Annotated in this window: 10 protein-coding genes and 1 pseudogene; 6 read left to right on the top strand and 5 right to left on the bottom strand. The window is 40.5% G+C overall.

The annotated features are described in order from the left end of the window. Nucleotides 1-96 precede the first annotated feature (96 nt). Both CF394_RS12055 and CF394_RS12050 read right to left on the bottom strand, forming a co-directional pair. Complete coding sequence (locus tag CF394_RS12055; RefSeq protein ID WP_094943936.1) at nucleotides 97-2,091, bottom strand: DEAD/DEAH box helicase family protein; 1,995 nt, start codon at nucleotides 2,089-2,091, stop codon at nucleotides 97-99. After that, nucleotides 2,084-2,410 carry a nucleoside triphosphate pyrophosphohydrolase gene (locus tag CF394_RS12050; RefSeq protein ID WP_094943934.1) on the bottom strand — a complete coding sequence of 109 codons (327 nt, stop codon included), beginning with the start codon at nucleotides 2,408-2,410 and terminating at the stop codon, nucleotides 2,084-2,086. The genes CF394_RS12055 and CF394_RS12050 overlap by 8 nt, the downstream gene beginning before the upstream one ends. Nucleotides 2,411-2,575: 165 nt before the next feature. On the opposite strand from CF394_RS12050, the gene CF394_RS12045 reads away from it, so the two are divergent. Genes CF394_RS12045 through CF394_RS12030 form a run of 4 tightly spaced genes read left to right on the top strand, consistent with a single transcriptional unit; the run spans nucleotide 2,576 to nucleotide 6,171 of the window. Further along, nucleotides 2,576-4,267, top strand: a complete 1,692-nt coding sequence (locus tag CF394_RS12045; protein WP_094943932.1) for a DUF262 domain-containing protein — start codon at nucleotides 2,576-2,578, stop codon at nucleotides 4,265-4,267. Between the two features lie 15 nt (nucleotides 4,268-4,282). Then, nucleotides 4,283-5,293 (top strand): restriction endonuclease, encoded by a 1,011-nt coding sequence (locus CF394_RS12040; RefSeq protein WP_094943930.1) that lies wholly within the window; start codon nucleotides 4,283-4,285, stop codon nucleotides 5,291-5,293. 1 nt (nucleotide 5,294) lies between these two features. After that, nucleotides 5,295-5,561: a DUF7669 domain-containing protein gene (locus CF394_RS12035; protein WP_094943928.1), complete on the top strand. Its 267-nt coding sequence runs from the start codon at nucleotides 5,295-5,297 to the stop codon at nucleotides 5,559-5,561. Nucleotides 5,562-5,577: 16 nt separating this feature from the next. Then, complete coding sequence (locus CF394_RS12030; protein ID WP_094943926.1) at nucleotides 5,578-6,171, top strand: hypothetical protein; 594 nt, start codon at nucleotides 5,578-5,580, stop codon at nucleotides 6,169-6,171. 100 nt (nucleotides 6,172-6,271) lie between these two features. On the opposite strand, the gene cax is transcribed toward CF394_RS12030, so the two are convergent. Next, nucleotides 6,272-7,336 (bottom strand): calcium/proton exchanger, encoded by a 1,065-nt coding sequence (gene cax, locus CF394_RS12025; protein ID WP_094943924.1) that lies wholly within the window; start codon nucleotides 7,334-7,336, stop codon nucleotides 6,272-6,274. A 361-nt stretch (nucleotides 7,337-7,697) separates the two neighbouring features. Here cax and CF394_RS12020 point away from each other — a divergent pair, with 361 nt between their 5' ends. Next, nucleotides 7,698-7,883 (top strand): hypothetical protein, encoded by a 186-nt coding sequence (locus CF394_RS12020; RefSeq protein WP_094943923.1) that lies wholly within the window; start codon nucleotides 7,698-7,700, stop codon nucleotides 7,881-7,883. A gap of 219 nt (nucleotides 7,884-8,102) precedes the next feature. Here the strand turns inward: CF394_RS12020 and CF394_RS12015 are convergent, their stop codons facing one another. Together CF394_RS12015 and CF394_RS12010 are read right to left on the bottom strand one after the other, a co-directional pair. Then, on the bottom strand, nucleotides 8,103-8,948 hold the full coding sequence (locus tag CF394_RS12015) for a DUF2382 domain-containing protein (RefSeq protein ID WP_094943922.1): 846 nt from the start codon (nucleotides 8,946-8,948) through the stop codon (nucleotides 8,103-8,105). A gap of 390 nt (nucleotides 8,949-9,338) precedes the next feature. Next, nucleotides 9,339-10,410, bottom strand: a pseudogene (locus tag CF394_RS12010) (IS4 family transposase). A gap of 232 nt (nucleotides 10,411-10,642) precedes the next feature. Between CF394_RS12010 and CF394_RS12005 the strand changes: the two are divergent. After that, nucleotides 10,643-12,857 (top strand): CLIPPER-2 domain-containing protein (locus tag CF394_RS12005; RefSeq protein ID WP_133079833.1); only part of this gene is annotated, 2,215 nt, incomplete at its 3' end.

The following is a 12,857-nucleotide window of genomic DNA, read 5'->3' as shown; positions in this document are numbered from 1 at the left end:
CAAGCTTCATTCTCTTTTCTTTTCAAAGAAAAAACCTCCCAAATTTCATTTGTGGGAGGAGTATCTCATGAATTTTCTTCTATTAGAATGTGTGCACTATTTGACGCTTACTTCATGAGTGTTAAGATCTCCGGCTTCTTGCATTAAGTTAAAATAAGAGCCGAATTCTCTTCTGACAGATTGTGTGTCCACAGGAGTCTGCAAGTGAAATTCTAAGTAGGTAGGGCGACGACCAAGGTCTGCTTTTAATTCGTAGTAATGAGATAGTAGAACATCTTTTGGCTTTCGGTATTTCCGAATCATATGTTGTACAAGATCTACTACTTGAGTATCTAAGTGAATCTCACAATCCATCGGTAGCGTATCAGCGATTTTAGTCACTCCAGTTCCAAGAGGATGTTCTGGATTAAACACACGCCATTTCAAATCCGCATTGCGATAGTTCCCTATCAAATCTATGATTACGCAGTGATCTTTCCCATCTGCGAGTCGCAGGCCTCTCCCGATTTGTTGCGTAAAAACGGCAAGAGATTCAGTAGGACGGACAAATAGAAGAGTATCTACTTTCGGAATATCAACGCCTTCATTAAATAAATCCACGGTGAAGATGACATCTAGTTCACCATCATTTAATTTCTGGCGAGCCTTTTTTCTGATAGTTGTATCTGATTTAGCATCTAAACTTATGGCACGTATACCTTGTTGCTCAAAGTAAGTAGACAGGAACTTGGCTTGTTTAACTGAAGAACAAAAACCGATTGTTCTTGTCTGTTTCTTGCTGAACCATTCTCTATAAATCATCTCGGCCATTTCTTCACGAAGCTGGACCCGTTCTAAGTCTTCTTCTGCGTATCCAGAACCCACCCATCTTAGTCGGCTGTAGTCTGTTTCATCATAAACCCCATAATATTTAAACGGAGCAAGCCAGTTCTTCTGAATAGCATCTAGGAAATTGATAGTGATGGCTACGTTTCCGTCGCAAATTCCGAAGACATCTCCGTTATCAAGACGATGCGGAGTAGCAGTAATTCCTAGCAAGAATCGTGGCTTGAAATAGTCAATGACACGCATGTAACTCGGAGCAGTTGCATGATGAAACTCATCTACTACAATCAAATCGAACTCTTCAGGGTCAAACTTAGCTAAGTGATGGTCTTGGCAGAGAGTGGAGACAGATGCAAAAAGGAAATCAGAGTCTATATCCTTGTGAGTAGCATTGTAAAGACCGGCTTTCTTATTTGAATGGACATGGAGGAAGGAGTCTCTCGCTTGATATAAGATTTCTTCTCGGTGCGCGACAAATAAGACTCTACTAAAACGCTCAGCAAAAAAAGCTGCTAAGTAGGTCTTTCCAAGACCAGTAGCCAGCACTGCAAGTGCGCGGTCATATTCTTCTTCCATCGACTCTTCTAATGCTTGTAGTGCCAACTCTTGAGCTGGCCGAGGTTTCAAGACTGCCTGATAAGGCGCATCAGTTTCGATAATTAGCTCTGTTTGATCTTGTCCTTCAGTTCCAAACATGACTTCGAGTTCGTCAGCTTTAGACCAAGCAGAACTAAGAGACATCGCCCGATTTTGTTCATTGTAATGACTCTCATAAATACCGATTGTTTCAGAGTTTACAGGTATCGTGTTCTCATGTGTGAACATCCGTATGAATTCACTGGCGGCTTGTTCAAAAAGCGGAGCATCAATTGCTGTTGGAACAGACAGATTCCACTCAACGCCAGATGTTAGCGCAGATTTAGACAGATTGGAAGACCCGACCATCAAAGTGTTCTGTTCAGGGTTTCTAAAAAGATAGGCTTTGGGATGAAACGATTGACCGTAACTTTTGAAAAGGCGAATTTCAGCAGTTGGCAAATTCTCGTGAAGTAGTCGGAGAGCCTCAGGTTGTGTGATAGCTAGATAGTCACCAACGAGAATCTTCGTATCTGCTTTCCTATCAGCTGCTTCCATTAATCGCGGTAAGACCAACTGCACTCCAGATTTCATCGCAAAAGCCGTAATCCAGTAAACAGTAGTAGCACTTGAAAGCTCTTCTTTTAAATGATGTATTAAGTCATTCGTAATTAAGCGAATCTCACTCATCGTGAACCTCAATCAAATAAATGCCTTTATCAAATCCGCCTCGCTTTTCCTTCTTCTTCAAACGTACTTCTTCCAACTGTTCAAAACTCGCATTATGTAAAGGTAAAGCAGCATGAATTAATTCCAGAATGTCTGCGAGTTCCTCTAGCGCATCTTGATCATTTTGAGTTGCTTGGTACTCTTGGACTTCTTCAGTCAGCTTCGCTTTAATCTCTTCCTCGTGACGTTCTTTTGATAGGATTTCCATATCATAAGTTTTACCATCTTTTTCGATGATTTCTAGGATTCGGTCTCGTATGAGTTTGTTGTAAATAGGCAATTTAATCCCTCATTTCATTATTACTTATTGCATTCATTATACTAGTAACATCTCTACAATTTAAGATAATTCTGTAAATAACTGATGCTCTGTTGTTAGTATTTGGTTATAGTGAAGATATAAACATATATAAATAGAGATCAAGTACGGTTGGGGGAGTATAACATGAGTAGATTAAATGATAACAGCATTACAATTTTTGAGGCTTTAACAAACATTCAAAGCGGTAAGTATGTAATGCCAGCTTTTCAACGACAATTTGTGTGGGGTACTGAACAAATTGAAAAACTATGGGATTCCATTTTATTGGATTATCCTATTGCTACATTCTTGTTTTGGCGAGTAGATGATTCTAATGTTTCGTGGGACACCTACTTTTGCAATTTCCTTTCTAACGTTACTTTTGATAGTAGAAAACAAGCAGACACTATGAATTATGAACTAACAAGTATTGATGTAAGAGTATCTGATACAGCTGTTTTAGATGGGCAACAACGATTAACATCTCTATTTTTATCATTACTTGGTGAGTCCACTATTCGTCCAAATTATGCACGTAGAAGTACGGGTAGCTTAACTTATACAAAGCTATTGATTGAGTTAGATCAGAACAAAATTGCGGTTGATGAAGAAGAGTACAATAGTAAGAAATTTGATATTCGATTTAGTGAGAAAGTGGGTCGCCTTAGCCCTACTCAATTTGAGTTACGGACTATACTACAAGAGCGCTTTCAAAGCGATTCAACTAGAGAGCAAGCTATAGAAGACGAAATTTCAAATGTGCCATCTAATAGTAAAGAGTATGCGAGGAACATTTTAAATAAACTTTATAGCAAAATATTTCTTGAAAAGCTTATTCGATACACAGAAATCAAAGACATGAAACAAGACGATGCCTTAGAAATGTTTGTTCGTTTCAATAGTGGGGGGAAGGCTCTTAAAAAGTCTGAGATTACTATGTCAATATTGGAGGCCTATTGGCCAAGTGCAAAATCAGAATTTGGAAAAATACTTGTAGGGGGCTATTCTGGTTTTGGGTCTGACTTTATCATTCGTGCAGCTCTAATGCTTTATGGAGATGTTGTAAAGTCCAATATAAATAAGAAAATAGCAGAAGATTTAAAGAATGATTGGACAGGATTCAAAATGGCTCTACTGAATTTAGAAGAGTTATTGAGAGAGATGAAGATTGATGTGAGTCGTTTCGCATCTAGTTGGAACGTGTTATTACCGATTATTTACTATATTTACTACGCACCAGATTATAAAAAGAACTCAGAGAGTATAAGAGCATATTTAATAAGGGCAATTTTCTTTACCTACTTCCAATCAGGTACAACTGGAAAGCTTCAACAAATGAAGAGCAATATTAATAACTTCGCTTATGAGATAACAATTGAAATGTTAGATCAAATTAATGATCTGCGAGTTACAGAAGGGAAAATTGAAGATATCCTAAACTCTGAAAAAGGAAGTCGAGTAGCTGGAGAAGTACTTTACTATTTAGGCTTAGATTGGACAAATAGGAACTTTAAATATGAACAAGATCACCTTCACCCAGATACAAGATTTAGTGATAGCAAGCCCGCTTCAGTCAATATGGACGATTGGCGAAGATGGAGAGGGATGAGAAACCGTCTTCCTAATTTACATCTACTCGAGGGAAGAAGTAACGGCAGCAAGAATGCTATGCGACTTGTGGATTACTATAACGATATGAACGATGATCAGAAATCAGATTTTATTAGGCAAGCCATGATTGATCCTAATTCATCATTAGAATTCGATAAATTTGAAGAATTCTATGAGGCTAGAAAAGAAATTTTGAAGATGAAAATAAAAGCTCTATTAATGTAAAAGGAGTGTAGTGACATGACTAAGTGGTGGATGGTTCGAGCAGGCGATGCTAATGAGTTAATAAATGTTTGGAAAAGAGAGCAAATAGCTTCTATTGGCTGGCCACAGTTAGGTGATCCACAAAAAGCATTGAGTAAGGAAGATTTGTTGAAGAAAGCTGATATTGAATATCATGAAAGCAAACCTGCATCACGTATGAGTTGGGTAAGCCAAGTCTGGAGATTCAGTAGGGAAATAAGTAAGGGCGATTGTATAATTACATACAGCAAAGAAAATAAAGAATATATGATTGGTACAGTCACTTCTTCCCACTTTTATGATGAAAAAACGGGAGATCCCGCCTATCCAAATCACATTCAAGTAAATTGGGAATTGAACACGGTCTTACGTGAACGACTCACACAACGGGCTAAAAATTCTTTGGAATCAGTTTTGACTGTGTTTCGTGTAGATGATTGGGGACCTGAGTTGTTAAAATTACTAGATTCTGTCGATAAAGATACCCATGACAGTAATTCTGCTGAAAAACCAAAGGACGTAGAAGTAGAGTTAAATCAATTAATGGAGGAATTTGAATCTCGAGCAAAAATCTTTGTAGAAGATCAAGTGGATCGATTGTCGCCTTGGGAAATGCAAGACTTAGTTGCGGCATTACTTCAGGCTATGTCTTACACAGTCAAAGTTAGTCCACCAGGACGAGATGGAGGAGTAGATATTTTAGCTTCAAAAGATGCTTTTGGATTTGAAAAGCCAATTATTAAGGTCCAAGTAAAACACCGCGTTTCAACGTCAGGTTCTCCAGAAATTCAACAATTGTTAGGTGCTCATCCAATTGGTGCTAGTTGTTTATTCGTATCGACGGGTGGATTTACAAAGGCCGCAAAAGAAGTAGCTACACAACATGGCGTACATTTATTAGATCTAGAAGGCTTAGTAAAGTTGCTAGTTGAATGGTATGAAAAAATGCCAAGTGATGCGCGTGCATCATTACCGTTAAAAAAACTATATATTCCAGAGGTAAACTAACATGATTTCATACAAACAAACCTGTAGAGAAGAGCTACTGCACGTTGTAAAGGAACTTGTAATAAAAAAGAGTAAAAATGAATTTACAATCATTGAGGCAATTGACGAAATGCACAGGAAGGGTAGCGTCTATAAAGAATCTACAATTCGCACACATATTGTTAGTAAATGCAGAGTAGATGCTCCGGTTCACCACTCAGTTACATTTGATGACTATGTTAGGTTAGGAAAAGGAAAGTATGCACTTCATCAAAATCCACTGAAATGATCGGAGGCCACCCAACATGCCCAAAATCCCAATAGAAGTCCTAAAAGATTTAGGAACCAAAGGTGTCGAAGCGTATAAGAAGAACCCGCATATGGTGAAAGCTGCTCTAGCTATGGCACCAGCTGTCCTGAAGGGGCTCGCGGAGTTGAATGACAAGAAACACGAGTGGCACCGGAACAAGCTGCTGAAGAAAACGGAGCTTGGCAAAATAGAGTATGAGCAGGTTCGCTATATGCGGTATCAGGATCAGATTCTACCTAATTCGGAAACTTATACGTATGCGAAGCTCGATGAGTGTATTTCGGAAGTAGAGAGCTTTGTGATGCAGCTACAAGATGAGATGACGTTATTGAAGCGGCCGAAACTAGCGCCTCGAATTGCGAAGTGGCAAAAAGTGAAAGGGCAATTGGAGTCCGTTCAAGATACGCGGTTCTATAGGGAGTTGGTTCGTTTAAATGAAGATAGCGACTATGAGAGTCCGTTTCTCTCGAAGAACATTCAAGAGCATTTCCGGGAGCTGCCGACTTTAGAAGACCGGAAAGCGTTTGTGTTGCAGTTTACGACTCGTGATGAAGAGAAAGTGAACCGCGATTTTCTGAAGTATGTCTGAACCTCTAGAGTGCGAGAGCTCGGGATTTGTCACCCTATGCGCCTACCTGTGTCCGACACAAGTAGGTTCGCAAGTTGGGTGATGATGACTTGTGATTAGGTTACAGAAGATAAAAACCAATACCCATAATGACATAGGCGGCGAGTAACGTCAGGCCTTCAAACCAGTTCGATTCGCCATCGTTTGAGACAGCAATGGTTAAGAAGACAGCGGTCGCCATCGCGACTAGCTCGGGAACCGTGAAGACAAGAGACATTTGCGTGTCCATAAAGAGCGACACGATGACTAAGATCGGTGCAACGAACATGGCAATTTGCAATGTCGAACCAATTGCAATCTCTACCGCAATATCCATCTTGTTTTTAAATGCCATCAAAATGGCGGATGAGTGTTCCGCTGCATTTCCGACAATGGCAACAATGATTACCCCGATAAATAATTGGCTCCAACCGAATCGTTCTCCTACATCTTCAAATGTATGTACCAAATTTTCCGATACATAAGCGACAGCAAGCGTGGCTAGCAATAAAATAAGCAGTGCTTTCCATTTGCCCCACTCGGCTTGTTCTTCTTCGCTATGTGCTTCGCTTTCCGCAGTAGTTTCGCGTGAGTAGACACCGCGGTGTGTGACGAGTTTAAAAAAGAGCCCCGCCAAGTAAAGGACAATCATAATGATAGAGATTCCGACACTCAATTGAATCGATGCCGTTTCATTCATCTCCATCGAAAAAATTTCAGGGATCACAAATGCGACAATCACAGCAAAGACAAGAAGTCCTGAATTGTGTCGGGCATCAAAAATACTAAATGTTTGGCGTTTGAACTTCAGTCCACCTACAAAGAACGACAGTCCGGTCACAAGTAACAAGTTCCCGATTACGGAACCGGTCAGAGACGCGAGTACAACACCTACGAGTCCGGCTTGCAAGGCAAAAATAGAAATGATAAGTTCTACAGCGTTTCCGAACGTCGCATTTAACAAGCCACCGATTCGCGGGCCACTGACAATCGCCAAACTCTCTGTTGCGCGACCCATGATGCTCGAAATCGCAATCACCGTGATGGCACAAATAACAAACATCGCAATGCTCGACCAGTGCAAAAGGGAAGCAATGACCGTTAGCGGTACCCCAATGAAAGCTACTATAGTAAAGACTTTATTCATCGAAAGGCCTCCTTTTTCTTAAATTGAATGGGAATTGAGGTGACGCTAGTGCAGATAGTGACACTGGTTCTGTTACAGGAGACAACAGCATCTCGTCTACTATCTTATTGCACAATCTGTGTGGGGCTAAACGCTTTTCCTATCTTTTTGAACAACCTGCTATCGTGTAAAGGATTTCAAACCGTTTTTGATTTGTATCGCAACTGAGCAGTCACAGGATCGGGAGGTTTCAATTTGCGCTCCATTTTACAGTTCGTTGATGGTTGATTGAATATAGAAGTCCTACGGTGTTTTCTTGCCGTAGGGCTTTTTTAAATCCACTTGTATAGTGTCGTCTGAGCCAGAAAGGAGAGAGTGAAAGATGGAGTGTCTCTATTATGACGATGTGAAGTTAAAGTACAGAGGAGAAGTGGTAGACGGACAACCGCACGGTCACGGGACAGGGTATTGGGAAGACGGAAAAACAGTCTGGTATGAAGGAGTGTTTGTGGATGGCAAGCCTCAAACTTATGAATTAGCTCAAGGTGACCACCCATCCAACATCTGATCTAAAAGAAATTGATATATATAGTAAGAAGAAACTTATCCAATTAAACATATAAGGACCGTTCAATCTGTCCGTTAGTTCAATCTTCTTTTTACATATATAGCTGATTCTGAGCCTCTTACATTCGGATCCTTTAATCTGCCATAAAGAGATGCGAGCATTTATTTTTCAAACAAAAAGGAAGCCAGCAGGGGGGACTGGCTTCCTTTGATAACTTTATTATAGACCGCGATCTATGCGGTCACGGTCTGTTAGATCCGTATCACGTAATTGGTTTGTAGAATCGTGAATATCTACTTCTTCACGACGAACCGTTTCAGAAACGGTTTCCGTATCCATCACTTTCTTTTTACCGATGACGATCTCTTCAGCGACAACATCTTTCTTTGTCACTTCGACGCGTTCTTCCGTCACTGGAATGTGAATGCGTCCTTCTTCTTCGTAAGCATGAGTCGACCCTTCACCGAAGTTACCTTCTGAATGGACAGAAGACTCTTGGTTGACTGGACGTCTTTCGATATAGACTTCTTCGCGCTCGACAGGGACTTCTACAGTCTGAGTGTCTTCTACGACATGCTTCTCTACATCGATTTCACCAGTTTGAACGCGTTGTTTATCGACATGTAGTTGTTCTTCATGAAGTTCTAAGCGTTCTTCTTCTGTGTGTTCGTTAGTAGATTCGAATGTATTACCTGTATCATATGAACCGACACTTCCAGTGAAGTGATTACCGTAATCTTTATCTACATATAAGAGATATTTTCCAGCTTCTAACTCGCTTGAATAGCGTGTGCGTTCTTCGTCTGATAATCCCATGTTCGTGAAATGTTGATCTCGAATAAGATCTTCACCCGTTAGAGAGGCTTTGAAACGATCCCACCAAGAGCTCTCTTCGTTTGTGTTGTAATCAGAAGAGCCACGGTACATAGAATATTGATTGTCTCTGTTTGAAACGATATACATATCTTCCTCCGTGTACCCTTCTGCCCGTAAGCGATCCATTTCCGCTTGGATTTCAGTTTCCGTATCATAGATTCCATATAGCTTGTTGTCTCGATTTTCCATTTTAAATCCTCCTCGTTCTTTTCGTAATAAGTTGTTTCTATTTTAGGAAATACCTTATTTGAAACAAGAATAAACTTAAATTGATTTGTAATATTTGTAATAATTAAATAGTCAATCATAATTTTATATGTATGTATTAATTACAAAATGAGTTGGAAAAATATATATCTACATTCAAAGTGCAGGGTAGCTTCTTATTTTAAAGGTCTAATCACAAACACTAATAACAGAGAGGAATTGATATCACTAGTGTCGCATAAATAAATCAAGAAAATTCAGTTTTCTTTTATGCTATGAAAAAATTAAAATCGAACTGACATACCGAAAAAGGTAGTCAACATCCATTTTTTTACTATAACCCGTGGCGGTTGCAGGCAAAGGTCGCTCCCCTTACGGGATTGCTTCTCCCTTGATCTTTCGAAGCCAGATATGGGCGGATTTCCACGGTGCTGCCCGGAGCCATCGACTGATTTGTAGGTAACTCCTTGGACTATTCGTCTCAAGTTGTGCCAGGACGTTCAGGCAATAGACGATCATGGCGATGTAGACTTGGTTATGCACAGCCTGTTCGCTCTGTCCGTAGAACTTTTTGATGTTCAGGTGCTGTTTCATCCACTTGAAGAACAGTTCGATGGCCCAGCGTGACCTATAGAGTTCCGCTATCTCGTCTGCGTCTATATCAAAGTCTGAACGCATTCTCTGCTCGATTTTGCGTCGTACCTATCAAGATCATTTCATCGGACAAGACCGAGGAATCCTCTAGACACTCTAATGGCTGTATCACACGTGTGACAGCGTTCTTCCGTAGACGAGATATGAAGAACAACCCTTCCTCTGTCACGCGGTCGAACCGTTCATAGTCCAAATTACCACGATCAAAGACGTACATGCATTCTTTGTCGTCAACTAGGACCTCCAACTGTCCGCGATCATGTTCCTTGGCATTAGTAAGTACGGCTTTATCAGGATATGAACAACCTTGTTCTAAGAAGACGAGACGCAGGTGGAGTTTAACCCCTGATTTGGTCTTTCTAAACTCTGCCCATCGGTGACGATTCAGGTTCAGTGGCAATGTGGTCGAATCGATGATTTTCAGAGGCGTCGTCGCCTTCCGGCGATATTCGAAGTGGCTCATCTTATGGATCTTCGTGACCAGATCGAGGAACAGTTGCTGGAAGACCTCCGTGGGGATCTGGTTCAATCGACGTCCTAGTTGCGAGAAGCTGATCGACTCTAGAGCCGTTGCTCGTTGAAGGTCGTCTGAGAACAGCGTGTCGCTTAGAGCCCGGAGGCTCTCTGTCTCATTGAGCTGTGCGAATACAAGCAGTTTGAGAAACGATTCGAAATGTAGCTTCTTTGTATAGTGATTTAACTGATGGGTCTCGACCAGTTCTTCAAGTTTTGTTGAAAAAATCGGTGAGAACCATTGTTCAAATGATGTTTTGCGTGTAAACTTATCCATGCGATTGTCCTTTATTTTGGATTTGAATGGTTTACTATCCGAATCCATTATAAAGGATTTTTTTATGCCCGAATTAGATGACAGAGAATTCTGTTTACTTATAGGTGTTTAGTTATTTTAATGCGACAGTAGTGGAAATATACTGTTTTATATAGAATATATGTTAAAATTAAAGAAAAAATATTTTCTTTTTACCTTTTTATTTATCTAAAAAATTATCTGGAGGTACAATGTGAATAAGAAAATGAAATGGGTTGGATTTAAGTTATTTCTAGTATTTGTTTTAATTAGTTCTTTGCTTTTACCTTCTTTGAACGTGGCATATGCTATGCCAGAGGTCTTAGAAGAAGAAAATGAAGATCAATCTGGAGCCGTACGGAATGTTGCTGGTAATTTTGAATTTGACGATTCAATCATATCGAAAAAAGCTACTTATACCGGCAATACTGGCGAGTACTTTATTGACTTGACGGTAAAAGGTAAGTCTCGACAAGAGCTTAAGTCCACTGACATTGTCATTGTGTATGATAATTCCAGTAGTATGAATACGAATAACCGCGATCAAATAGCGGCTAAGGAAACCGCTGCCTTTGTCAATGGTTTATTGAATGAGCAGGTTAATGCCAAAAAAAACATTCGAATGGCTTTAGTAACTTATGGAACAATGGTATTTGATGGGCGTAGTAATCAGGTATACACCGGAACCGGTACTGCACCTGAAAATTTTTCATTCAAAACATTAACGACTGATCCGAATGAAATTATTAAGCGTATTCCCACAAATGTTCCATCTGAAAGAGGGAATAACTTTAACGGTGGAACTTTTACGCAACAGGCACTTGAAGAAGCTGCGTTAATTCTTGAAAGCAGTGAAGCAGATAATCGGGTGATTGTAACAATTACGGATGGCGTGCCGACCGTTAGTTTTAATCCAAATCGTCAGATTGCGGGTAATGGTACCAACTTCAACTACACGTTTAATGGTCAACCGAGAACACATGGTCAGAATACTGTCGCAGCTGCTGATTTAATTAAAAGTCAGGGGATTACTATGGCTTCTGTTGGAATCGAGTTGACGGCTGGTCAAGGTGCTACAGCAGAGCAAATTGTTCAGATGATGCAGGGAATCGCATCGACGCAATTTGACTATTATCCTGTATCGCAAATATCACAACTCGTTAATTCTTTAGCTGATTTATCAAAATATTTTACAAATACAGTCCATAGAGCGACCGTTACCGATCCGATGGGTGAGTTTGTAAACTTAAAATTCGGTGCAACACCTGCTTTTGATGCGGCTACGTCCGCAGATTTATCAGACGGAGATTACTTTTTGTCCGCTTCTGATGTTTCGCTGTTGCAACGTGTCGTATTAGTACAAGAAAATGAAACGATTCGGTTGAATAATTTAAGTCTTGGAGCGAACGAGGTTATTTCACTTCGTTATAAAATACAACTGGATACAGACAAAGCCGGATTTGATCCTAATGTGTTTTATGAGACGAATGCACCTACGTTACTGAATCCAAGGATTGAAGAGCCTGATTTGGTACGTGAATTTCCTATTCCTCAAGTGAGAGGAGCTCAAGCTGTCATCGCAGGTGAGAAAGTTTGGAGCGACTATGAGCAGGAAAATTTACGACCAGAAGAAATTACCGTGGAACTCATTAGAGGAGACGACCAAAAAATTGGTGAACAAACGGTAGTACAAAACGAAGATGGATTATGGGCATTTACATTTGAGGGATATTCAGCGTATGACTCTAACGGTGATCCAATTGACTATACGGTCCGCGAGCAGGCTGTGGATGGGTATACGTCTTCTGTAAATGATGAAACAAACGTGATTACAAATACGTTAATTGAAGAGCCAGGAATTACGCTGGTTAAGACAAGTGAAGAAGATGCTTTTGCTAAAGTCGGGGATGTTGTTACCTATGTATTTGAAGTGACAAATACAGGTAATGTACCATTATCCAACGTTCAGGTTGTGGATCCGAAAGTTGGGGAAACAATTGAGCTGGATGTGATGACATTAAATCCGGGCGAAGAAGTTACGGGTTCCATACAGTATACCGTTACTGCCGATGATGTGGAGGCAGGATCGATTGTAAACATTGCAACGGTTACAGCAGAGGATCCATCCGGTGAACTTGTTGAAAATGACGGAGAAGATACGATTCTTTACGTCCCGATTCCTTCTAACGTGAACGTTGAATATGTTGATCAAGAAGGAAATCCTTTAATTCCGTCAATTGTGATTGAAGGAAATGTTGGAGATCTGTATGAATCATCTGCTGAGGAGATCGAAGGCTACGTGCTGATCGAGACACCGGCCAACGCGTCTGGTGAGTTCACAGAAGAGGCCCAGACCGTAACGTATGTGTACGCGAAAATCGCGGGCGACATCACGGTAGAGTTCGTGGATCAGGAAGGCAACGAGGCTT

Origin of the sequence: Tetzosporium hominis (genome assembly GCF_002265435.1) — a bacterium.
Classification (GTDB): Bacteria; Bacillota; Bacilli; order Bacillales_A; family Planococcaceae; genus Chryseomicrobium; species Chryseomicrobium hominis.
This window is presented reverse-complemented; position numbering and strand designations above follow the sequence as displayed.